General features: G+C 60.3%; 21 protein-coding genes. 13 read left to right on the top strand and 8 right to left on the bottom strand.

The window, feature by feature from the left end:
- Positions 1-21 precede the first annotated feature (21 nt).
- The 4 genes from BV106_RS01720 to BV106_RS01705 are packed head-to-tail and all read left to right on the top strand — an operon-like array spanning position 22 to position 5,900.
- Complete coding sequence (locus BV106_RS01720) at positions 22-753, top strand: VTC domain-containing protein (protein ID WP_038159568.1); 732 nt, start codon at positions 22-24, stop codon at positions 751-753.
- A complete protein-coding gene (locus BV106_RS34905; protein ID WP_051944763.1) occupies positions 750-1,466 on the top strand; it encodes a DUF4956 domain-containing protein in 717 nt (238 codons plus the stop codon). Before BV106_RS01720 ends, BV106_RS34905 begins: the two co-directional genes overlap by 4 nt.
- A gap of 28 nt (positions 1,467-1,494) precedes the next feature.
- Entirely contained in the window at positions 1,495-2,979 is a 1,485-nt protein-coding gene (locus BV106_RS01710) for a CotH kinase family protein (protein WP_038159565.1), read from the top strand.
- Positions 2,980-3,023: 44 nt separating this feature from the next.
- Positions 3,024-5,900: a c-type cytochrome gene (locus BV106_RS01705; protein WP_081891435.1), complete on the top strand. Its 2,877-nt coding sequence runs from the start codon at positions 3,024-3,026 to the stop codon at positions 5,898-5,900.
- Positions 5,901-5,916: 16 nt separating this feature from the next.
- Here the strand turns inward: BV106_RS01705 and BV106_RS01700 are convergent, their stop codons facing one another.
- Positions 5,917-6,675, bottom strand: a complete 759-nt coding sequence (locus BV106_RS01700; protein WP_038159560.1) for a hypothetical protein — start codon at positions 6,673-6,675, stop codon at positions 5,917-5,919.
- 374 nt (positions 6,676-7,049) lie between these two features.
- Here BV106_RS01700 and BV106_RS01695 point away from each other — a divergent pair, with 374 nt between their 5' ends.
- Positions 7,050-7,472, top strand: a complete 423-nt coding sequence (locus BV106_RS01695; RefSeq protein WP_038159557.1) for a hypothetical protein — start codon at positions 7,050-7,052, stop codon at positions 7,470-7,472.
- Here the strand turns inward: BV106_RS01695 and folP are convergent.
- Positions 7,456-8,352, bottom strand: a complete 897-nt coding sequence (gene folP, locus BV106_RS01690) for a dihydropteroate synthase (protein WP_265595224.1) — start codon at positions 8,350-8,352, stop codon at positions 7,456-7,458. The two genes, BV106_RS01695 and folP, sit on opposite strands and share 17 nt — an antisense overlap.
- Before the next feature lie 18 nt (positions 8,353-8,370).
- Positions 8,371-9,162, bottom strand: coding sequence for a histidinol-phosphatase HisJ family protein (locus BV106_RS01685; RefSeq protein WP_038159552.1), 792 nt, complete (start codon positions 9,160-9,162; stop codon positions 8,371-8,373).
- An 82-nt stretch (positions 9,163-9,244) separates the two neighbouring features.
- On the opposite strand from BV106_RS01685, the gene BV106_RS01680 reads away from it, so the two are divergent.
- From BV106_RS01680 to tsf, 5 genes are all read left to right on the top strand, one after another.
- The gene (locus tag BV106_RS01680; RefSeq protein WP_038159548.1) at positions 9,245-10,060 is read left to right on the top strand and encodes a hypothetical protein; all 816 of its coding nucleotides are present in this window, start codon (positions 9,245-9,247) and stop codon (positions 10,058-10,060) included.
- 82 nt (positions 10,061-10,142) lie between these two features.
- Positions 10,143-10,670, top strand: coding sequence for a type II secretion system protein (locus BV106_RS34900; RefSeq protein WP_051944758.1), 528 nt, complete (start codon positions 10,143-10,145; stop codon positions 10,668-10,670).
- A 301-nt stretch (positions 10,671-10,971) separates the two neighbouring features.
- Positions 10,972-12,504 carry a proline--tRNA ligase gene (proS, locus tag BV106_RS01670; RefSeq protein WP_038159544.1) on the top strand — a complete coding sequence of 511 codons (1,533 nt, stop codon included), beginning with the start codon at positions 10,972-10,974 and terminating at the stop codon, positions 12,502-12,504.
- 581 nt (positions 12,505-13,085) lie between these two features.
- The gene (rpsB, locus tag BV106_RS01665) at positions 13,086-13,778 is read left to right on the top strand and encodes a 30S ribosomal protein S2 (protein ID WP_038159541.1); all 693 of its coding nucleotides are present in this window, start codon (positions 13,086-13,088) and stop codon (positions 13,776-13,778) included.
- A 93-nt stretch (positions 13,779-13,871) separates the two neighbouring features.
- Entirely contained in the window at positions 13,872-14,462 is a 591-nt protein-coding gene (gene tsf, locus BV106_RS01660) for a translation elongation factor Ts (protein ID WP_038159538.1), read from the top strand.
- A 119-nt stretch (positions 14,463-14,581) separates the two neighbouring features.
- Here the strand turns inward: tsf and BV106_RS01655 are convergent, their stop codons facing one another.
- Positions 14,582-15,457: a DUF6263 family protein gene (locus tag BV106_RS01655; RefSeq protein WP_265595223.1), complete on the bottom strand. Its 876-nt coding sequence runs from the start codon at positions 15,455-15,457 to the stop codon at positions 14,582-14,584.
- Between the two features lie 230 nt (positions 15,458-15,687).
- On the opposite strand from BV106_RS01655, the gene BV106_RS01650 reads away from it, so the two are divergent.
- Positions 15,688-16,035 carry a P-II family nitrogen regulator gene (locus BV106_RS01650; RefSeq protein WP_009958904.1) on the top strand — a complete coding sequence of 116 codons (348 nt, stop codon included), beginning with the start codon at positions 15,688-15,690 and terminating at the stop codon, positions 16,033-16,035.
- Between the two features lie 319 nt (positions 16,036-16,354).
- Here BV106_RS01650 and BV106_RS01645 read toward each other — a convergent pair whose 3' ends face one another.
- From BV106_RS01645 to BV106_RS37960, 3 genes are all read right to left on the bottom strand, one after another.
- Positions 16,355-16,816 (bottom strand): bifunctional nuclease family protein, encoded by a 462-nt coding sequence (locus tag BV106_RS01645; RefSeq protein ID WP_038159527.1) that lies wholly within the window; start codon positions 16,814-16,816, stop codon positions 16,355-16,357.
- A gap of 162 nt (positions 16,817-16,978) precedes the next feature.
- Positions 16,979-18,532: a 2,3-bisphosphoglycerate-independent phosphoglycerate mutase gene (gene gpmI, locus BV106_RS01640; RefSeq protein ID WP_038159524.1), complete on the bottom strand. Its 1,554-nt coding sequence runs from the start codon at positions 18,530-18,532 to the stop codon at positions 16,979-16,981.
- A gap of 120 nt (positions 18,533-18,652) precedes the next feature.
- Positions 18,653-18,898 carry a hypothetical protein gene (locus tag BV106_RS37960; protein WP_050030717.1) on the bottom strand — a complete coding sequence of 82 codons (246 nt, stop codon included), beginning with the start codon at positions 18,896-18,898 and terminating at the stop codon, positions 18,653-18,655.
- Positions 18,899-19,057: 159 nt separating this feature from the next.
- Between BV106_RS37960 and BV106_RS01630 the strand changes: the two genes are divergently transcribed.
- Both BV106_RS01630 and BV106_RS01625 read left to right on the top strand, forming a co-directional pair.
- On the top strand, positions 19,058-20,377 hold the full coding sequence (locus tag BV106_RS01630) for a homoserine dehydrogenase (protein WP_038159518.1): 1,320 nt from the start codon (positions 19,058-19,060) through the stop codon (positions 20,375-20,377).
- A 75-nt stretch (positions 20,378-20,452) separates the two neighbouring features.
- Positions 20,453-22,609, top strand: a complete 2,157-nt coding sequence (locus BV106_RS01625) for a hypothetical protein (RefSeq protein WP_265595222.1) — start codon at positions 20,453-20,455, stop codon at positions 22,607-22,609.
- Positions 22,610-22,656: 47 nt separating this feature from the next.
- Here the strand turns inward: BV106_RS01625 and BV106_RS01620 are convergent, their stop codons facing one another.
- Entirely contained in the window at positions 22,657-23,112 is a 456-nt protein-coding gene (locus BV106_RS01620) for a hypothetical protein (protein ID WP_265595221.1), read from the bottom strand.
- Positions 23,113-23,264: the final 152 nt, after the last annotated feature.

Raw genomic sequence — 23,264 nt, 5'->3', positions numbered from 1 at the left:
AGCGCTGACGTTGCCCCCAGAATGAAGTTTTCCACCCCGCGTTTCCTTTCCCCACTTCCGCCTGCGGGGGAACAGGAGATCAAGTTTCTCATCCCCAGACATCAGTCCCCTGCATTCCGCTCCTGGATGCAGTCCCAGTTTGTGCCCCACCCAACGCACGGTGTGTGCACGGTGTGTTCTATCTATTTCGACACCCCGGATCAGGCTTCCTTCCGTGAGAAGGAGGCTAGCGACTACTTCAAATCCAAGTTTCGCATCCGGTGGTACGCCGCCCCATCGGGAGAGATCCTACCGGTCCCGGCCCATCTCGAGGTCAAGCTCAAGGAAGGGGTGGCGCGTACGAAGCATCGCGTGGCGCTGCCCGTCCCGGCCGAAACCCTGGCGGGGTGGTCTCTGGATGATCCGCGCCTTGCCGATCTGTATCGGCAGCATCTTCCCGCGGGGTTAGAGCTTCCTGCTGGCGGACTGAGGCCGGTCGTCGAGATCCGCTACCTCAGGCAGCGCTGGCAGCATGCCATCTTCCCTGAAACCTTCTGTCTGGACTCTGACATCCGTGCCGTGCGCACCCGCAGTGGGGTGATGCCTCCGGCGCATGGTGGGGCGTTGCCCTTTGATGTGTTTGAGCAAAAGGGGCGCAGCGTCCATCCGCTGCCTGCTCTGCGGGCCCTTCCGCGCTTCGGTGCCCGCCGCGCAGCGGTCTCCAAGTACTTCCTGACGGTGCGCAACCTCCAACCCCACGGCGAGCTGGCATGACCATTGAAGAACTTAAACGCGCGGCTGGCGTGGTGATGTTTGGCGGAGACGTGCGGGAGGTGGCTGATCTGGGGCTGGCCACGCTTTCCCTGAGCCTGGCGGCCTCGCTGGCCTCCTCCATTCTGCTTTCCTGGGCCTACAGTGCCTTCTTCGGCTCCCGTGCCACGGGCAGCAACGTGCATCGCGCCTTCCCGCTGATCAGTCTCGCCGTCACGGCCATTTTCATCTGTGTGCAGTTCTCGCTTCCTCTGTCGTTGGGGTTGCTGGGGTCACTGTCCATTGTCCGCTTCCGCACGCCTATCAAGGAGCCGGAGGAGATTGGCTTCATCATGCTGGTCATCGCCTCGGCTCTGTGCTGCGCCTCGTTTAACGTGGCCTTCCTGGTCGCCATCCTGGCGGCCGCAGGGGTGGCGATGGCGATTCTGCGCTGGAGTCCCGCCTTCTTGAGCCGGCGATCCGGTTCAGGCACCTTGGTCATCCGCTGTACGGTGGAGCAGTATCGCAAGGTCCTGCCCGCTCTGGTGCCGATTATCGAGTCTCACCTGAGCCGGCCGTCTTTTGACAGTCTGTCCACGGCGGACAGCGAGTGTGTGCTCACCTGGTCATTCCAGAAAGTTTCGCTGATCCGCTCTGCGGAGCTGGAGCAGAAACTTCAGGAGCAACTTCCAGATGCCAAGCTGGGGCTCTACTACCACGGCCACGCCAATGCTTGAGCACCCCTCCGAGCCACTGCCCCAGCCCATGGCCTTTCCTCGCAGGCGCTCCCTGCTGGTGGTGCCATGTGCCATGCTGCTCGTCGGGATGGCGATTCTCGTGGAGTTCTTTCCGCTGGAAGGTCTGGAGGCTTACGAGGACCGATCGGCCCCTGCGCTCGTGCTTGGCCGGGATGCTGTGACCAGTCGCAACGCAGCGCTCATCCGCATGGGCCTGTTGCAGATGAGCCACAAGTACTGCGAACCCTGGGAACTGGCGGCTGATTCCAAAGAGGCCGTGGCACTCTTCAAGCAACCTTGTCCGGCTCCGCCGAAGGAAGTATTCGACCAGAAAAGCCCGCCTTCCACAGCGCTGCTCGGGTCCCGCCTGGCCACACTGCCCGCAGACACGGTCATCGTTTCTCTGGTGTGTCGCAGCAGTGAGCTTTTTGATCCTGACCACGGGATTGTCACCCATCCCCAGGAGCACAACCGGGACGCAGAGCGGCCCGCCTGGTTTTCTGCCTGGCAGAACTCGCGGCTGCTGATCGAGTCGCCTGTCGGGCTCCGGGTTCACGGTGGCCACAGCCGCACCCTTCCAGCCAAAAGCTTCGCCCTGCGTTTCCGTGAAGAATACGGTGGGAGAGGGACGGGCCCGGCGGGGTTGTTCTTCGGGGCGGATGCGCCTCCCGTGCGGGAGCTGGTCTTGACCAATGCGGATCACCCCAGCCGCTTCAACGCGGCTCTGGCCACAGAAATCGCCGCCCTGGCGGGGTGCAAAGTTTCCCGGAGTGTGCCTGCCATCGTGTTCCTCAATGGGACGGAGATTCGCTCTCCCTTCTTCATCTATGAGCACCAGTCCGCGGACTTCGTGGAAGGTCGTTTTGGGCTGGCGGACGTTGACTGGGTGCGTCTGAAGTCGCGTGAAGCCATCGAGAACGAGGCTTATGTCGAATGGCGTCGCTGGATCCGCCGTCCCCGCAATCCGATCCTGATGGAGGAAGAGGCAGCCAAGTTCAACCTGCAGGATCTGAATGCCTGGGTGCTGACGATGAGCTTCACCGCCACGGGCGACAACAACCAGGGCGCTTATTTCCGCGATCGGCGAAATCCACAAGCCGTCTGGCAATCCCTCGTCTGGGACATGGATTGGTCCTTTGATGAAGGTGTGCATCAAACCGCTCACGGCCCCTTGCGGCCCTCCAAGGATTCTTTCGATGTTCTGCTCGGGGATCGGGCCCGGCTCTTTAACCGGCTTTTCGACCACAATGCAGAGTACCGGGAAGCTTACCAGCAGTTCGCACGAGAACGGCTGAGTACCCAGTTGAGCCGGGAGACAGTGTTGAAGCTCATGGATCGCTACGAGAGCCTCGCCCGCCGCCATCCTTCTTCCAGTCCCAGGCTCATGGCCGTGATGCAGAGCACTCGCGCTTTCTTGGAGCGTCGTCATGCGGAGTACGATGGGCTGCTGGAGGAGCGGGTGCGTAAAGCGCTCAATGTCTCCAGGGAGCCGCGTCCCTTGGCAGAGCGTTGAATCGGCTGACAAAAGGTGCGCTTTTATGACGTAGTTGTCCGGCCATGAGTCGGAAAATCCTCGCATTGACGGCACTTTTGTATCACTTCGGGTCACAACCAGGATCCGCAGCGCCTCCTCAATACACCTTGCCGGATGGTCTCGAGCTGGTTTCTGCGGCAGCGCCAGCGTTGGTTCGCCACCCGATCATGGGGTGCGTGGATCCTCATGGGGCGCTCTACGTGGGGGATGCCGCGGGGCTCAATCTGAACAAAGCGGAACTGGAAGCCCAGCTGCCCAACCGGGTGCTCAAGCTGGTGGATGACAATGCCGACGGGGTCTATGATCGCGTGACCGTCTTTGCAGACAAGATGACTTTTCCCCAAGGGGCCTGCTGGTACGAGGGTGCTCTTTATGTGGCCTCACCTCCCGGCATCTGGCGGTTGCGGGACGCCAACGGCGACGGGGTGGCGGAAGAGCGGACGATGATCGTGGGTGGCTTCGACTACACGGGCAATGCGGCAGATGTCCACGGTCCGTTTCTCCATCCCAGCGGCAGATTGTACTGGTGCCACGGCCGCAAAGGACACCGCGTCGTTCAGGGCGCCGATGGCAGGCTCGTCCACGAAGGACTGGCTTCCGGCATCTGGTCTTGCCTGCCAGATGGCGCTGACGTGAAGTGGCATTCACTGGGGTGCGCGGACAATCCCACCGAGATCGATTTCACCCCGGAGGGGGATATCATCGGCACCTGCAATCTCTATCACTCCCAGCCTCGCGGTGACACGCTCATGCACTGGCTGGAAGGTGGGGTGTACGAGCGTGCGGACATGATGAAGGCCATCACCGGCCTGCCCCGGACGCTGGATCGCATGCCGGTGATCCACAACTTCGGCCACGTGGCCGTCTCGGGTTGCACGTTTGACCGGGCCGGAGTGTTATTTCCTGCATCACCCGGAGTTCGGACCCTGTATGTGACTCACTTCAACACGCAGCGGGTGGTACGGATGGAGTTGGAGTCTTCCGGATCCACCTACAAAGCAGTCGAGCGCGAGTTTTTGAAGATCCATGATCCCGAAGCTCACCTGACGGACGTGATCGAAGATCGCGATGGTTCGCTGCTGGTGCTCGACACAGGAGGATGGTTCCGCATCGGTTGTCCGAGCAGCCTCATGGCCAAACCGGACGTGACCGGCGCAATTTACCGCATCCGGAGGGCTGGGGAAGGGCGGCAGGCGTCCCCGCATGTGAAAAACGAGGGCGTGGTGCCTGCGGCAAGTCCGTGGTTGTGGCGCACGGAGGGGGAGATCCGCGCGGCGCTGACGTCCGGCATCCCTGCCCGGCAGCGGATGGCTTGCGATGCGTTGACGCACCACCCCGGATTCAGCACCCTGCTGGAACCGCTGAAGAAATTGCTCGGATCTGAAGTGGATCCCTCTCTGGAGCATGCGGGCATCCGGGCCCTGGCTGCTCTGGCGAAAACGGAGGATCTGCTTGGGGATCTGGGGGCAGCGAAGGGCGATCTCCTGCGCAGCCGTGAAGTTCGAGCGGCCAACTTTTCCGGAATCGACGCCAGCGGACCCGTGGAGGTTCGCGTTGCGCATGCATCGCGTCTGGTCAGTTTCGCCAGCGGTCTGGGCAGTGATCAGCCCCGGACCAGGGAGGCAGCGTTGTTTGGGCTCGATCTGATCCCGGAGGCGGCAGAAGCCAGTGCGGCGGAATTTCATGAATGGCTGGCGTCGAACCAGCTCAGCTCCGGACAAGCCGCCGTATTGGAAAGGGTGCTGAAGAATCGGCTGGGTGATCCGGCCGCTGCCCAAGTATTGGCTCGCATGCTGGCCCATGCCGACGCGGGGTGTCGGCGTCTGGCCCTGCAGATCGCCGCACAGGCTTCCACCATCCCTCCAGATGAAGGCATCATCGCCCCGCTGTTGGCGGACTTAACCCGGCTCACCGCCGCTGATGCGACGAGGAAGGAGGCGTTGCCTGTGATTCTCGGAGTCGTGCAACGGCTCAAATCCCCCAGGTTTGACCCGGTGCTGGAGCGTCTTGCTGCGAATGACGCCCAGCCGCCCTCGCTCCGCTTGAAGGCCATGGCGGCTCTTTCTTCCTCGGGCGGGGCTGTGAAAGACGCCACGTTTGACCTTCTGACCAAAGCGGCATCGGACCCGGTCAACGTGACCGCCCGCATCGAAGCCATCCGGATGCTGGCTGCCGCACGGCTCACCGATGCTCAACTGACCACGGTCCTCGCGGAACTGCCAGCTTGCGGCCCTTTGGAGTTGGCGGAATGGCTCAAGGGATTGCGGAAATACAGCAAGCCAGAGCAGGGACGGAAGATCGCGCCTGCCCTGGCGGCCTCTCCCGCATTGGGCAGTATTGAGGAAAGCGCCATCCGCACGCTCTGCAGTGGCTGGCCTCCCGAGGTCTTTGCCGGTCTGAGCCCATCCTTGGAGAAGGCGCACGCCGCGCTGGAGGTGAAGAAGCGGCGGCTGGAAACGCTGGCCATACAGGTCAAAGAGAAGGGTCGTCCTCAGGAAGGGGCCAAGCTGTTTGAGACTGGGAGGGGAACCTGTGTGGCGTGTCATCAGGTGGCGGGGATGGGGCGTGCGCTGGGGCCTGATCTCAGCCACATCGGAGCCATCCGCCGTGAGCGTGATCTCCTGGAGAGCATCATGTTTCCCAGCGCCACGCTGGCCCGTGATTATGAAACGCATGCGATTGAGACGACAGACGGTCAGAGCCACATGGGGCTGATCCGCAGTCACACCGCGGAGGGGCTGTTGCTGGTGGATCTCGCCGGCCAGGAAAAAAGCCTCGCGCATGACCGCATCTCGGCGCAGACCACCCTCACCACGAGTCTCATGCCCATGGGGCTGGACATGACGCTGAGTGAACAGGAGCTCTGCGACCTGGTGGCCTGGCTATGCTCCCGTAAGTAGAGGGAGCACCGCAGGCTTACTTCTCGAAGCAGCGCCAGAGATAGCTCAGCTCATCATCGAGTTCCGCCTCACTCACCATCGGCTTGATCACCTCTTCCAGCATCTGGCGGAATTTCCGGCCAAAGCGGGAGACGCGCTGACGCATGGTCACTTCCGTGATCCCCAGGCGGCCTGCGGCCACTTCGTAGCTTTCGCCTTCTCCCCGCTTTCTGAGGAGGAAATCCTGAAGGGTGTCAAATTCTTCACCCCGGCCTTCCGCAACAAACTTCGCCCTCAGCCGGTCCAGGGCTTCACGGAAAGTGGCAAGCGTCCAGGCGCGGTCGAACTCTTTGTCTGGAGTGTTGTCATCCCGCGGCTCCACCGCCGTGCGGTTGGTTTCGCTGGGGAACTCCGCCGGCACGTGAATCGCATGGCCCCCACGCTTCTGGGCATGTTGCTTGCGGCGGTGATTGGCCACGAAGTTGTCCAGATAGCTCAGCAGGAAAGAACGGAAACGGCCCTTTTCAGGATCGGCGCGCTTCAGGTAGTCGCCATGGATCAGCCAGGTGATGAAAGTCTGGGCCAGATCCTCAGAGTCATGATGCTCGTACCCGTGCTTGAACCGGAGGGCGATGTAGATCGGGTGCCGGTAGATCCGGCAAAGTTCCTCCAGCGCGTTCGCAGAGTCGCGGTCCATCCCGCCGCCCTTGGCGCGGTTAACCACGTCCCACTTGGTCACGAACGTGGAGTCATGAGAAGTGGTGGAGAATCGGGCAGTGGAGAACTTGTCGTTCATAGTGGCTCACGGTGTTGCGAGTCGAACTGGGCCGCTGTAGCAGGGACGATAAGTGCTTACCAAAGCACAAAGTGCACCGGAAGCGAGCACTACCCTGTATGGAATTCTACGGACGGCAGGGAAATAGTTTTACTTTTCCCGTCACATTGATCCGGATTTGCAAATGCATGCTCTTGAAGGCCCCACACGGTTCGCCCCCCTTCGAGCCCGGGGTCTTCACAAAACCCCACCGGCGCGCCCCTTTGCGGGGGTGCGCCGGACACCCCGTTTACACCGGTATCATGAATCCTGCCGTCCCCCCCTTGCGGTCAGAAGAAATTGAGCGGTTGCCTGAAATGCGATTCGCTCCTAAATCGTTGCCATCTGCCAAAACCATGCCCTTTCCCCGTTTCGTTCTATCCCTCGTCGGGGCATCCCTCATTCTTTGGGGTGCCAAAGGCGAGGTCTTGAACATGCCGATGATCGGGGTGGTGAGCCTCTTTGAGATGAACCGCGCTGCCGCGTGGACCCTCGTCTCTTCCGCCGTGATCGTAATGGCCCTTTCCTGGCTGAGATCCGCCAAGTTTGCCTGGATCGCCTGGATCATTGCCGTCAGTGCACTGGGATTTTTGGTCAAGGATCTATGGAGCAAGGTGGATCTCCTTGCCGCAGGCTTTGAGGAATTGAAGGCCGCAGGCCTCCCTGCGATGGACCTCAACTCCATCATCGCGAAAACTCAAATCAAGCCTGGTGCCGTGTCTTTGGCCGTGGGCCTGGTCATCCAGATGGTGGGCTTGCTTCTCACCCGGCGGAAGTAGCCGCAGGTTTCAGGTGAGTGGCCTGCCAGAGGACTTTCACCACCTGAGCTGCTGCTTCCACATGGTGGACGCGGAAGATGTGCGCACCGCGGCGCATCCCGGCGGCGATGCAGGCCACGGTGCCGGCATCCCGGTCCTGTGGGTTGGGCAAGTCCAGGATCTGGCCGATCACGGTTTTCCGTGAGACCGGCAGCAGCAGCGGCCGGCCGAAGCGGTGCAACCGCTCAAGCTCCCGGTAGATTGCCAGATTGTCGTCGCGCTGTTTGGCGAAATCGATGCCGGGATCCAGCATCACATACTCCTCTGAAAGCCCGGAGCTCGTGGCTAGAGCCAGTTTGTCTTCGAAAAAACGGTCCAGCGTCGCCATCACGTCCGGATAGCTGACATGAGTGTGGGGGACTTTGGGCTCACCCACACTGTGCATGATAAGCAGGGCCGCATCGTGCTTGGCGCAGAGTTCAGCATTGCGGGCGTCAGGCAGGCCGGAGATATCGTTGATCAGATCTCCACCCAAGGGAAGGACCCGCTCGATCACGCCGCTGCGCCAGGTGTTGATCGAGAGCAGGGGAGGCCAGAGTTGGTCTGCATCCCACGGCGGGCCGGCATATTCTGCGAGCAGCGCAGGCCAGGCGGCCAAAAACGGTACGAGCCGGGCGACCTCCTCCTCTTCCGTGATGGCGGCCCGGTTGGTCCGCGCGCTCTCTGCGCCGATATCGATGATGTCGGCCCCAGATTCCAAAAACTGCCTTGCCTGAGCCAGGGCAACCCCGGCGTCGAGCGATCCGTCGCCAGAAAAAGAGTCGTCATTGATGTTCACAATGCCCATGACCAGCGGGCGACGTGGGAAGCGGACTTGATGGCCTCGGGCTCGGAGCAACATGGCGGCGCGGGCTGAATTTCAGAGCGGGATGGGGGTGGCAGTGCGGCCCACAAACTTGAGGGTGTGCGTGTAACCCACTTCCCGGGCCAGCGCCACGCCCTTCCCGAAATCCGCGCCCACCTCACCGGGGGCGTGAGCGTCAGAGTTGATCAGCAAGGGGACCCCTGCGGAAAACGCCATCTCAAGAAATTCGCGACTGGGGTACATCTCCCGCACGTCCTTGCGCAGCCCTGCGGTGTTGATTTCGATCGCGGTGCCAGTGTCCGCCAGGGCCTGGATCGTGGGTTCGTAGTACGGGCGCAGGTCGCCTGAAGGGCGGTGGCCGAACTTCTTGGGAAGGTCCGGGTGACCCATGAAATCGAAAAGCCGGGAACGAATCGCCTTTTCGAACAGCCGCCAGTAGGTGCTCCAGATCTCCTCCACGCCGTGCTCCGCGAAGCGCGAGAGGTGCTTGGGATTGTCCACATCCCATCCGGGGGCGATGTAGTGCACGCTGCCGATCAGGTAGTCGAACGGGGCCTTGGTCGCGAGTTCTTCGACCCAGGCCTCCCCTCCTTCCAGATAATCCACCTCCAGACCCAGGCGAATAGGCAGGGAGGGGTACTCGGCCCGGGCTTCGTCCACCATCTCCAGATAGCGGGGAAATTCCTCCCACTCCATGCGCCAGTCATCAAAGTGTGACTTCATCGGGCTGTGATCCGACATGCCGATCTCCGGCAGTCCAAGTGCCACAGCGGCAGCGGCATACTCACGGGGATGGCCCTCGGCATGTTTGCAGAGAGGGGTGTGCAAATGGTAGTCCGGCGGCATGGGGCAATGCAGTCGGAGCGAAACGAATGAATTTCAAAAAAAATCTTGAAGGGATGTGTACGAGTCCGCTAGTTTCGAGGCCATGACTAAGAAAAAGCTATTTTCAGTTCTTGCTGGTCTTGCGCTCCTGTCGGGCTCACAGGCATTTGCCTGGGTGGGCGGTCCATTTGATGGTGGTGACTACAGCGCCACGCTGGACAATGAAGGTGTGTACCAGGCCTCCCTGCGGTACAAAAACGGTTCCGGCTACGCACAGTGGGCGAACAACGTGGACCTTGGTCCTTCGGTTGCCTCAGGTGCTACGGGCGGCGGTGGCAGCACGACCACTTCCAACTCGACGGTGGGCAGCTACCTGAATCGCAGCGTCCTTTACTACAAGGGCATCGCGTTCTTCGGCACCGCATCCGGCATGGTGGACATGGACCGCCGTGAAGTGACTTGCGTCACCAACTCCCAGTCCGAAGTGACCCTGAGCGATCAGGCTTCCACGAACACCCAGGGCAGCTTCTTCCTCTTCGGCTCCAGCAACACCGTCAACTCCTCCACCAGCGTGGTGAACAACGGCGGCCGTGGTTTCGTGGCCAACACGAACTTCGTTGCCAAGATCACGAAGACCTATCCTGAGCTCCGCTTCTCCGGCACTGGCAAGATCACCCTGATCTCTCCAGACGCTCAGCCGATCATCTCCGGTCTTGCCCAGCAGATCGCTGAGAGCCTCTCCGACATCCAGGCGGGTGACGACGGCACGGTGGATTTCGGTGCTCTGTTTGATTTCCTTAGCGATCCCGACTTCCTTGCCGCGATCACGCCGAAGAACATCGATCAGGTGCAGGAAAACGCTGAGACCTACAAGATGAATGTTTACGGCAACCGCCGCTTCTTCTTGGGTTCCCGCTAATCTAGTCAGCCTGTTTCCAGCTTGATCTGAAGTCCCTTTGTGCCGCGCGATTCGTCGCGCGGCATTTTCCTTTTAGTGAGAGATGAGAAAACGCCCCGCTCCCCACGGATACACCCTCATTGAGATGTTGATCGTCATCGCCATTGTGGCGTTGCTTGCGACCATCTCGTTTCCCGTGTTCGGTAAATTCCGGCACATGGCAGGCTACGCTGCCTGTATTTCCAACATGAGGATCATGCATGTGGGGTTCAACACCTACATGCAGGACCATGAAATGGTGTGGCCCCAGCTTCCTGAGGAAGGCTACGATGATGAAGAGAGGGAGTGGAAGTGGTGGTACGAGAAACTGAAGGATTACGGCATAGCCAAGACCAATTGGGTCTGTCCGGCAGATGACACCCACCGAGGTGAGGCCAATGATGACAGTGGGGATGAGATCTACACGAGCTCCTATGTGCCCACGACATTCGATGACTCCCCGAACACGGCTTTCCGCTGGAACCAGCCCTGGGTGCTGGAGCGGGGCGGCTTCCACAAAAAGACGCAGGGGCCAAACATGCTGATGCCTGATGGGACGATCCAGCAGGGGCCCTCGATGATGCCGCAGTAGTAGCGGCGGTCCGTTCATTTGAGGCGGATAAGAGGGTAGGCACTCGCGTTTGACGAGGCCGCCCTGGGGAAGGTGTTTGTTGGAGATCCTCGGAATGAGAGGGTTCTGGGGGCCAGTAAAGAGGGGGCCTCAGCGGTATCACAAGCCTTTGTCGCGCCAAACACCGGTCGCTGTGGCAATGCCGCATCGGTTTTGATTGTGCATCCCGCCAGGGTTGGCTCCGGGGCATCCGTTCGGTGCTTCCTCCCCAGTTGGTGCTTGCAAGTGGGCGTGGGCTCCTGCATTGCTTGGGCTTCCAGACATGAGCAACGCCTCCGCCATCTCCCCCACCCGCGCCGACAACTTTCCTGAGTGGTATCAACAGGTCGTCCGCGCCGCCGATCTCGCCGAAAACTCCGAGGTGCGCGGCTGCATGGTCATCAAGCCGTGGGGCTACGGGGTGTGGGAACTCATCCAGAAACACCTGGATGCCAAGTTCAAGGAAACGGGGCACCAGAATGCGTATTTCCCCCTGCTGATCCCCCTGAGCTACCTGGAAAAGGAAGCTCAGCATGCCGAAGGCTTCGCCACCGAATGTGCTGTGGTGACCCATCATCGCCTGGAGGCCGTGAAGCAGCCCGACGGCACCGTGAAGATGGAGCCCACCGGAAAGCTGGAGGAGCCTTTTGTCATTCGCCCCACCTCTGAGACAATCATCGGTGCGGCCTTCGCCCGCTGGGTGGAAAGCTATCGTGACCTGCCGTTGCTCATCAACCAGTGGGCCAACGTGATGCGCTGGGAGATGCGCCCCCGTTTGTTCCTCCGCACGGCGGAGTTCCTCTGGCAGGAGGGGCACACCGCCCATGAAACCTCTGAGGAGGCCATGCAAGAGGCCAAACTCATGCACGGCGTCTATGAAGAGTTCCTCCGCAACTACCTCGCCATTCCCGCCATTCCAGGGGAGAAGACCGAGCGTGAGCGGTTCCCCGGCGCACTGAACACCTTCACGGTTGAGGCCATGGTGCAGGATCGCAAGGCCATCCAGGCGGGCACGTCGCATTTCCTGGGTCAGAACTTTGCCAAGGCTGCCAACATTGAATTCCTCGGCCGCGACAATCTTCGCCATCACGCTTGGACGACGAGCTGGGGTGTGAGCACCCGGTTGATCGGCACCCTGCTGATGGCTCACGCGGACGATGACGGAGCAGTGTTGCCGCCTCGCATCGCTCCCACGCAGATCGTGATTCTTCCCGTCACGCCCAAGCCTGATACCAAGGATGCGGTTATCGATGCCTGCGAAGCGCTGGCCAAGACTCTGCGCGCCCATGCCTTCCATGGCGAGCCGCTGCGCGTCCACGTGGACAAGCGGGACATCGCCGGCGGTGCCCGCAACTGGGAGTGGATCAAGAAAGGGGTGCCGATTCGTGTCGAAATCGGTCCTCGCGACATCACCAGCCGCAGTGTGGCGGTGGTGCGTCGCGACCGCGGCCCCAAAGAGAAGGAATTCATCCCCAAAGAGCAGTTCATTCAAGACGTCGCCGACATCCTCGCCGACATCCAGAAGCAACTCCTCGAGCGCGCCACGGCGCTGCGCGACGAGCACATGCACAAGCTCAGCACCGAAGAGGAGTTCCGCGCCTTCTTCACGCCCAAGAATGAAGACAAGCCTGAAATCCATGGCGGGTTCGCCCTCATGCATTGGGCTGGCAGCAGCGAAGACGAAGACCGGCTTCAGAAGGAGCTCAAGGTGACGATCCGCTGCATCCCGAACGGCGACGAGTATGCCGAGGAGGGAACTTGCTTCCTGACGGGCAAGCCGAGCTCCCGCCGCGTAGTGTTCGCGAAGAGTTATTGATCGGCGCCCAATCAAGATTTCGGGAATTTCCCCGGGAGAGCAGGGGCAAAGAGCTGTGAGGTTCTTTGCCCCTTGCCGTTGGGACAAGGGGGGCGGAGGGCGGCGGACAGGGAGTCTGACCGCCGTAACTCCTTCGGAGTAAGCGCTATTTCATTGCCCACCTAACGTAGGTTCGCTGGGAGCTCGCCAACGTTGGGTTTGGGGCCGAATCCTCTTCGAGGAAGAGCTTCCGACAGGCTACTTTGCACGCACGGTTTTTTGGAAGCTGTGCGGAGTCCAGGCTTCAGCCTGCCTCAGTGCATCCGCCGCAAACTGAAGTCCGCCTTTACTTTGCCGGCGCTGAGCCTTGCCCGGTCCCCGACTTTTGACTTTTCACTCTCTACTTTTCACTTTTTCCACCCCGGCAATTCTCCTTGCGCATTCAGCATTTGCCTTTAATCTGCCTGCCCCTTTCCGCCGGGCGGGAAGGTTTTCAGTATCAGTTCAACGTTTATCCGCCTGCCGACCGGATCATTCCCCAAAGAATGAGCTGGCCCGTCCTCCAAAGACGGGAAAGTGCGGTCTCAGGCTCAGTTAGCATCATGTCCTACCAACAACTCGCAGAACTCGTCGAGGCCGGAGTACACTTCGGTCACCAAACCCGCCGTTGGAACCCGAAGATGAAGGGGTTCCTTCTGGAGGCCCGCAACGGCATCCACATCATCAACATCGAGAAGACGCTCGAGCAGGCTGAAGTTGCTGCCAACTTCCTTGCTGACCTGACCCGCAAGGGCAAGCGCATCCTTTTCGTGGGTTGCAAGCGCCAGGCTCAGGAAGCCGTGCAGGAAGCGGCTACCGCCGTCGGCCAGTTCTATGTGAATCACCGCTGGCTCGGTGGTACGCTCACCAACCAGGCGACCATCCGCAAGAGTGTGGCCCGCTGGCAGTATCTCGAAGATCTCCCGAAGCTCCCCGAGTTCAAGGCGATGTCCAAGAAGGAAATCGCGGCCCTCAACCGTGAGAAGGCCAAGCTTGAGCGCAACCTCAAGGGCATTCGCTACATGGACGGCCTTCCGGACGCCATGGTGATCGTTGACAGCGCCCGTGAGCACATCGCCGTGCATGAGGCTACCCGCCTGCACATCCCGATCGTGGCTCTCGTGGACAGCAACGCCGACCCGAACGCTGTGGATTATCCGATCGCTGCGAACGACGACGCGATTCGCTCCATCCGCATCATCCTTCAGAAGCTGATTGATCCGATCCTCATGGCCCAGGCCGAGGTGAAGAAGTAAGTCGGTTTCGTTGCTTGCTGCTTCGTTTCCTGGCGCGCAGCGTTTGCTGCGCGCCCTTTAGTTTCCCTCCAATCTTTCATTCTGTTACCACCCATGGCTGAAATCACCGCTGAACTCGTCAACAACCTCCGCAAGAAGACCAATGCGGGCATGATGGACTGCAAAAAGGCTCTCACCGAAGCCAAAGGCAACATCGAAGAGGCTGAAACGATCCTGCGCAAAAAAGGCATCACCAAGGCTGAAGGCAAGGCTGACCGCGAAGCCAAGGAAGGCATCATCTCCAGCTACATCCACATGGCTGGTCGCGTGGGCGTGCTGATCGAAGTCAATTGCGAAACCGACTTCGTGGCCAAGAACGAAAACTTCCAGGCCTTCGTGAAGGATCTTACGCTTCACATCGCCGCCGCGAACCCTTCCTTCCTCCAGCGTGAAGATGTGCCCGAGAGCACCCTTGAGAAAGAGCGCGAAATCGCCGCTGAAATGGTCAAGGGCAAGCCTGCCAACGTGGTCGAGAAGATCGTTGAAGGCAAAATCAACAAGTACTTTGCTGACAACTGCTTCCTTGAGCAGCCCTTCATCAAGGACGACAAGATCGTCATTCGTGACCTTGTGAAGAGCAAGATCGCTGAGCTCGGCGAGAACATCGTCGTGCGTCGCTTCACCCGCTACGCGGTGGGCGCTTGATTGATCTGCTCTGACTGAGAGCTTTTTCCGGCCTGAGTGGCCGAAACAAAAAAGCGGATGATGCCTCGCATCATCCGCTTTTTCATTTCTCCCGTAGTTTTGCGGGAGGGAGGCTGCCCTTACTTAAGATTTTCGATGCCGGTGAGCGTGGTGGTGACCTTCTGCGTCATGGGGGCTTCTTTTCCGCCAACATTCAGCTTCAGAGTCGTGTTGGTCACGTTGTTGACGACCACCTTGCGATCCAGGTCGAAGAGCACCTCCGCATCGAACTTGGAACCTTCACCGAGTTTCACCATCTGGTTGTCGCCTTCGGTGGAAAACTCGCCTGTGATAAGCAGCTTTGCGGTATTGGCTCCTTTGACCGTGGCGAGGGAATCAAATTTTCCGGTGGCTTTGATGACGAGTTTTCCGATGGGGGGCAGGTCCATTTTCTCTTCCAACTTCCAGGTGTCGCCGACCGCCACGGGGTCCTTGGGCAGGCCCATCTCGCTGGATTTGCGGAAGGCTTCCGCCAGCTGTTTGCCGTCCATGGCCTGGGTCTTGCCCAGCGGGGTGGGGGCCAGGTTTTCAATGCCTTTCACGGAGACGAACTTGTCGTCCTTGTCGTAAACGATGGTGAAAGACTTGCCGACCATTGCGCCAAACGCCTGCTGCAGGAACGGTTGGGACTTGGCGGGATCGGTGGAATCGTACGTCATCACTTGGCCCATCATGGTCATCGAACCTTTGATGGCGGCAAACTTGACTTCAGCGGACTTGTTATCGGAACCAGGATCTTTGGTGACGCCGACGGTAAGACTCTGGATGATGTTCGTCTTTTGCTCCCCTGCGGCGCCCAAGCCAGGCATGATCATGGTCATGTCCGTGACGTTTTCTTGTTTATACAGCTTTCCGGGCTCCCAGTGCTGACGCAGGGTGATTTTGTCTGCGCCGTTGGCGTTGAGGGTGAAAGCGGCGAGAAGGGCGGGGAAGAGAACTTTAATTGGTGTTTGCATGAGGCAGGTTTTGATTGGATAGGCTGATAGAAACATGCCGTGTGAGGCTTGCCAAGCTTCGCGACGGGGGTTTGCAAAAATTCAATGTGCCGGAAGTGGTCTAAACCATCTTTTTCAAAATTCGTCGTGAGTTGGCACGGTGCCCGCTAATGTCTTGATCAGGAATCAGGCAATCCAGCCGGACAACCGCAACAACCTCTCACCCCATCCCCTCCACCAAACCAAACTCTATGAAAAAAGTCGAAGCCATTATCAAGCCCTTCAAACTGGAAGACGTCAAAGAAGCCCTCGCCGAAGTTGGTGTTCAAGGGATGACGGTCGTTGAGGTCAAGGGCTTTGGTCGCCAGAAGGGACATACTGAGATCTACCGCGGGAGTGAATATACGGTGGACTTTCTTCCCAAAGTGAAACTCGAAGTTGTGGTTGAGTCTGATCGCTGTGACACGGTGGTGGAAGCGATCGTGAAAGCCGCCAATACCGGCAAGATTGGCGATGGAAAAGTTTTCGTCAGTGAAGTTGCGGAAGCCATCCGGATCCGCACTGGGGAGCGTGGACGTGATGCTGTCTCCGGCAGCTAGTCTCCCATGACAAGGATTTCCGACTAACCATCGGAGTGAGGAAGCGTGCGAAAAAGGCAGGTCGGACCGGGTGGTCCGGCCTGTCTTTTTTTACCCCTTCGGGGTGGACGCAAGACTTGAAGACACAAGACACAAGACTTGAGCTGACGCGTGGATGGTGGCTCCCAGCGAAGCGGTCAGTAAAAGGAGTGAGGGACATTCTTGTCCCGGTCCCGTCGCAAACTTCCCATGACAAACCTAAGCGGCCAGCGTTTCCACTTGGGCGTCAGCTCAGGTCTTCTGTCTTGAGTCTTCGAGTCTTGTGTCCACCCCGAAGGGGTTATTCATCTTCCTTGCGGCGGCCGCGTTTCTGCACCTGGTCCAGGGTCTCGCTGACGTCATCCACGGACTGCCAGACTTCGTTGGACACGAGGATGGGGGCATTCTGCGCGACGGCGAGGGCAATGCTGTCACTGGGGCGGGCGTCCAGCTCCACCACCTTGCGTTGTTGCACTTCGTTCTGGGCGCTGATGATGAGACGGGCGTAGAAGACGCCGTTGTCCAGGGCGTTGATGATCATGCGCTCGACCTTCGCTCCGAAGGCCCGCAGGAGGTGACTCATGAGGTCATGAGTGAGGGGACGGTCTTTGACAATGCCGCGCATCGACATGGTGATGGCAGTGCCGACGGGCTCATCCACGAAGATGACAAAGGTCTTCTCCGCGTTGCCCAGGAACACCGCATGGCCGTTGTCCATGGGAAGCACGTTGCGCAACTCCACCGCCACCACATCATTGTTCATATAAAAAGGATACGCTTTCGGCTGGGGGAGGCAAGCAAGACTGGCGGAACCGGGACATAACGCCCTATCAGGGCGTACTGATTTGCAAAAAAGCTGCTTCCCCGCTGAGACGAGGAAGCAGCTTTTCAACCAGATCGGTGATGATTGTCAGGTCAGGCCCAATCAGGCCTTGGGCTCAAGGAGCGATTTGCCGGTCATATCTGCGGGCTGCGTGACTCCCAGCATGTGCAGCAGGGTGGGGGCGATGTCCGCCAGCCGGCCATTGCGCACCTGGTGCTCCGCTGCATCGGCGGCCACGTAGATGCCGTGAACCAGATTGGTGGTGTGGGCGGTGTGTGGGGTGCCATCGGCATTGCGCATCTGTTCGCAGTTCCCGTGGTCCGCCGTGATGAAGAGCTTGCCCCCCAAGGAGAGCACCTTTTCCACCACCAGGCGCACGCCAAGGTCGATGGTCTCCACTGCATGCACGCCAGCCTCGACGATTCCGGTGTGACCCACCATGTCGGGGTTGGCAAAGTTGATGATGACCAAGTCGTAATTCCCGATGCGGCGTACGAGCTCGAAGGCGAGGTCCGGGGCGCTCATCTGGGGCTTTTGGTCATAGGTCGCCACTTCCTTGGGGCTGATGGCGAGGTAGCGGTCCTCCCCTTCAAACGGGGTCTCGAGGCCGCCATTGAAGAAGAACGTCACGTGGGGGTACTTCTCTGTCTCTGCAGCGCGCAGCTGCTTGAGGCCAGCGGCAGACACCACCTCACCGAGGATGTTTTTCATGCTCTCGGGCCCGAAGATGACCTGGCAGCCGAGGTCGTAGTAGGTCTGGTCGTACTCTGTGAGGGTGTAGTAGGCCACCTTGGGGGTGACTTCGCGGTCGAATCCATCGAAGCCAGGCAGCAGGAAGGCCTCGCTCAGCTGGCGGGCGCGGTCCGCGCGGAAGTTGAACCAGAGGACCACGTCGCCCTCATGGATGCGCTGCTGATTGGCGTCAGCAAAGATCATGGGGAGCAGGAATTCATCGCCCCGAGGTTCGGTGGCGTAGGCGGCGGCGACGGCGGCGCTGGGGGCATCGCTGTGGACTTCACCACGGCCGAGCACGATGGCGTCCCAGGCGAGCTTGTTGCGCTCCCAGCGCTTGTCCCGGTCCATCGCATAGTAGCGGCCGATGACGGTGGCGATCTTGGCACCGCTGGGGATGAGGTCCTGCTCCAGCTTGGCCACGTAGGCGGCACCGCCCTTGGGGGAGGTGTCGCGGCCGTCCGTGATGGCATGGACGAAGATGTCATCCACTCCGGCGGCCTTGGCGGCGTCGCACAAGGCGGCCAGGTGGTTCTGATGGGAGTGCACCCCACCATCGCTCACCAGACCGAGGAAATGCAGGCGCTTTCCTTTGGCCTTGGCAAAGGCGTCCACCAGCACGGGCTGCTGGGCGAGTCCACCTTCCCGAATGCACTTGTTGATGCGGGTCAGGTCCTGATAGACCACGCGGCCGGCACCGAGATTGAGGTGGCCTACTTCACTGTTGCCCATCTGGCCTTCCGGGAGGCCCACGTCTTCACCGCTGCCACTGACCGTGCTCCAGGGGTACTTGGCATAGAGCTCGTCGTGAAAAGGGGTGTGAGCCAGCAGGGTGGCGTCGCCGTTATCGGCCGCCGCCGCTTTGCCGCCGGGATTGATCCCCCAGCCGTCGCGAATGATGAGTACAACAGGTTTCCTGGACATGGTGATAGATTGGGAGCTGCTTCCATGCCCGCAAAGGGGGCGGGAATCAAGCAAAGGAAATGGCCCTTGCCCGTCGAAGCCCAATCAGGTGCTGGCTCTCGCACGAATGCGGAGCGTGTCTCAGGCGCTTTTCCTGGGGGCAGTTAGAGCCCGCTGGAAGGTTACCAGGACGGCGGCCACCCCAATGACGAGCACAATGGCCCGCGAGTTGTGCGGCAACGCGGAGGAGGGCAGCACGGCACTGGCGGTGCCACTGGCTCCTACGGCCGCTGCGCTGGTCACCACAGGTACCCCGCCCGCATCGTCAGCGTGGACGACGGAACCGCTCAAGAAGAGCATGGCTACCAGGGTACTGAAAATGCGCATGGAGGTATCCCAACAGACCGCAAAGGCGGTGACAAGGTTGAATTTTTTTCAAATCGATAGTTTGTTTCTCAGATTTATAGAAATCTTTCAAGATGAAGACTGGGTTGCGTGAGGGAGGTATCCCATGCATGATGCGCGCCTCATTTTCCCGCTAAAATCATGTCCAGCAACGTGCCCAGCCCCCGTCTCGTTCGTATCGGTCTCGCAGGTTTGGGAAACGTGGGGATGGGAGTTTTCAAAAATCTCCGGCAGAACGGGGGGCTGCTCAAAGAGCGCACCGGTTGTGTGCTGCGAGTGGACAGAATCGCGGTACGCGATGTCACCAAGCCGCGCGGTGCTGAGATCCCGGCCAACATGATCACGGGCGACTGGCGGGAGCTCGTCGCGGATCCGAACCTGGATGTGATGGTGGAGCTGGTGGGTGGCACGACAGAGGCTTTTGATCTGGTGTGCGCCTCGCTGCGGGCGAAGAAGCCGGTGGTGACGGGCAACAAGGCGCTCCTCGCTGAGCGTGGGCAGGAACTCTTTGCCCTGGCGGAGCAGTGCCACGTACCGATTTACTTTGAGGCAGCCGTGGCGGGTGGCATCCCTATCATCCAGACGGTGCAGGAAGGCTTCGTGGGCAACCACATCAAGAGCATCCACGGCATCATCAACGGCACCTGCAACTACATCCTCTCCCGCATGAAGGAGGCGGGGATCAGCTACGAGCAGGCGCTGGACGAGGCCCAGGCGCACGGCTTTGCCGAAGCGGATCCCACGCTGGACGTGAGCGGCTGGGATGCGGCGCACAAGGCGATCATCCTTGCCTCCCTGAGCTACGGCTTCTGGATCAAGCCCCAGGACGTGCATGTGGAGGGGATCGAGCGTGTTACGCCCACGGAGATGGCCTTTGCTGAAAAGCTGGGCTACACCATCAAACTGTTGAGCGTGATCCGCGCCGATGCCGAGGGGCGTGTGGAGGTGAGCACCCGTCCGAGCCTGCTGCCCAGCAGCCACATCCTGGCGAGCGTGAGCGGTGCCTACAATGCGGTGCTCGTGAATGGCGACATCGTGGGGGAGACCCTCTTCTACGGCAAAGGGGCCGGGCAGGACCCGACTTCCTCCAGCGTGATTTCCGATTTGGCCGAGGCGGCGGCCACCCTGGTGTATGGCCAGCGCCACAGCGGGTTCGTGCCTCACGGTCTCTATGGGAAGAGCAAGCCGGCGGCCGAGACCATCTCGCACTACTACGTGCGGCTGAAGGTGGACGACAAGCCGGGAGTGCTGGCCCAGGTGGCGGCCCTGCTGGGCGACCGGGGGATCGGCATCTCCAGCGTCATGCAGCCAGAGGAGCTGGGCTCGGAGTTCACCTCCCTGATCCTGATGCTCGATGACGCGACACTGGCGACCGTGAAGGAAGCGATCGGCAGCATCGCGGCGCTGGAGTGTGTGCGGGAAACGCCGGTGTGGATGCGGGTGGAGACGATGGAGGGGTGAGCAGCACTGAGGGGCCGGCCAGATAACGAGGTTTTTGCATCGACTGACGCAATCTCGTCATGCCACCATGGCGGCGTGGTAAAAATAGTGTTTCTGTTTCTCTGGAGCTTTAGCCTCCTGCAAACCTCACTTGCGGCAGGGGCACCGGAGAAGTTTCGCTTCACCCTGAATGGCGAACCTATCGAGCCACCAATTTGGCATGTGGAGGGCGGCGACGGGCCTGAGCCAGGCGACAAAGTGATGGTGAACCGTCTCGCACTGACCCTGGATGAGCCGGGGAGCTACGACTTTGAGGGGCAGCAGCAGGACCATTTGCTCTATCGCCTGATGCCAGGAGGTGGGAAAGTGCTGGCGGCGTGTCGAGTCGATGCGGGGGCTGACGCGGAGCTGGAGCATCGTCTTGTGAACATGAGCGAGGCAGACCTGCGGCAGCTCAGGGGGGTGACTCTGGAGAAATGGTCTCCTGCTCTGGAAGCCCTGCTTCACAAACTGGATCTGGCTCGGGTGATGGTGGTCCTGGAGAAGGGGTCGATGCTTGATGGTGGAAACCGGCTCCCGACGCTGCCTGCCACTCTGCGTCACCTGGAGCTGGCCTCCTCCTCCAGCGGAGGGTTTGAAAACGTGAGCCAGTTGCGACGTCTCCGAGAGCTGAGGTTTCTTGCGTTGCGGTCGATCAGTCCGGAACGCTTTGACTTTGCCACTGTGGAAGGGCTGCCATTGGAGTACCTCAGCCTCCCCAGATGCCGTGAGGCGCAGCAGGTGCAGGCACTGGGCAGTCTCACCTTCCTGAAAACGCTCGTCGCCGACGCCTGTGACTATCTTGGGAGGGCAGACTGGCTTAGCGGGTTGGTAGAGCTCCGTCAGCTCCGGGTGGGGCACATCCGCACGTTCGATAAGAGGCTGCTTGTGCCGTTGAATCTCAAGTCGCTGGAAACTCTCCCGAAGCTGAGAACCCTCGATGTCGCCGTCTCTCCGGTGGGGAACCTGCCGCAAATTACTCTGCCTGCCCTGAAATCAGCCAACCTGCTGCTCGCAATAGTGAATGAAGGCAAGGTGGACCGGTTCGCGGAAATGAATCCTCAATGTGAGGTGCGCCGCAGCATGAATGCGGTGCTGGCACCAGTCTTGAAGTCCGCAGACCGTCTGAAGGTCCGCACGGGTGGAGCCCCTCTTTATGAGAGGGAAGTGGCGGTGACGTTTCATGACACGCGGGATCCCCGTATCATCGCAGAGCTGGCCACGCATCTGGAAGTGTCGGACAGCCGGGATGGATTTTTCTGCATGTGTCGCGGTGAGCCGACGTTCGAGTTCTATGATGGGGATGTGCTTGTGGCAGCCATTAGCCATCATCACGGAAAATCCATCCGGTGGCGTGGGGGAGAGTGGCCGTCAGACGGGGTGCTGACAGATCGGGCCGCTGCGTATCTCCAAGACTGGCTGGCCCGCCATGGCCACGTCCGGGCCAAGGAGGAAATGGACATGCTGGAGCGCCGGGCCAGCGCGGAGGAACGCAGACGGGAGAGCTACCGCAGGTGCCTGCCGTGGACCGTGACGGATGCCACCCTCGCTGGAGAGGGGCCGGAGGCGTTTCTCAAGATGTTGAAGAGGGAGCTTCCGTCCGCAGAGGATCAGGCGACGTTATTCCTGAAACTCCTCGGTGGTGACCACAACAACTGGTCAATGGTGCCGCGGTTTGAGCAGCTGATCCTGACAGAATGGATCGTGGCCCTGCCGCAGGAGGCGGTGGCTGCGGCGATTCGAAAGGCGCGGCCTTCTACAGCCGAAGGGGAAGGGGCGGCGCGCTGGATCTTTGGGCTCGGAAACTTCAAACCGTGGCTTGGCGAATGGCCGCTGCTGGAGCCCCTTGCCAGATTTTCATTGTCCCATCCGCGTCAGGCCAATAGGTGGCGTACGATGGCCACCCTGCGCGATATGGGAGATGCGCCGTCGCTGGATCTGCTGCGGTTTATGTTGGAGGGGGGCTACATTCTGCGATCCCTCCCCTACAATGGTGTGGATGAACCTCGAGGCGAACTGACCGTCGGTCCCCATGCCATTGATCTTCCTGAGGGCGCGCCGGATGCCCTGGTTGCCGCGTTGTGTCTGGCGGCGCTGAATGACCAGCCCAGCAAGGCGGACGTGGAAAAACTGCTGACCCAACAGCCCCCGGAATTTCAGAAGGCCTTTACGCAGAGTTTGCGGAAGTATCGTGAGCGGAGCCGCAAACGATGACGGAGCTGCGGCAGAGCTTCTCCGATGGTTGTTTCACATAGGCCTGGTCAGGACGGCTTCTTCACCGGGTACTCCTTCTTCAGCTCACTACCGCGCTCGTTGCGGAGTTTCTTCATCTGCGCCATCTGCTCCGGGGTGAGGATCTGGGCGAGGCGGGTGTCGGTGTCTTCCTTGATGCTCTTGAGCTCCTGCTTGGATTGCTCCAGGGCGGCGGCTTTCTGTTCACTGCTCTTGTTGCCGCTCAGGTTCTTGAGCGCAGACTGGAGCAGGGCGTTGCTGCGGACCAGGGCGTCCTCGAAAACGGGCCGGACCTGGGTCTTCTGCACGTCGCTGAGATTCAGCTTGTCCATCATGACCTCCAGCTCCTGGCGGGCCTTGGTCGCGAGGGTGTTGGTCGAGGGGAGGGCGGGCGTCTTGCCGGGGTCTGCCGCCGGGGCCGGGATCGAGGAAAGTATCACGGCGGCGGCGGTGCCGGCCATCAGGCGGGAAAGGGCGGATCTCACGGTGGGACGGGGATTTGAGGGTTGGGATCAGATACGGCTGGCAGGCCTAACATGCGCTGAAATCTCGTCGGATGCAAAAAAGCGGCTCCTGGGGGTGCCAAGAGCCGCTTGTATGGGGTGCAAGAGGTTTAATTACACCACGTCCTTGTCCG

This window comes from Verrucomicrobium sp. BvORR106, from assembly GCF_000739655.1.
Classification (GTDB): Bacteria; Verrucomicrobiota; Verrucomicrobiia; order Verrucomicrobiales; family Verrucomicrobiaceae; genus Verrucomicrobium.
Note: the sequence above shows the minus strand (reverse complement) of the source record. Positions and strands in the feature narration are given on the sequence as shown.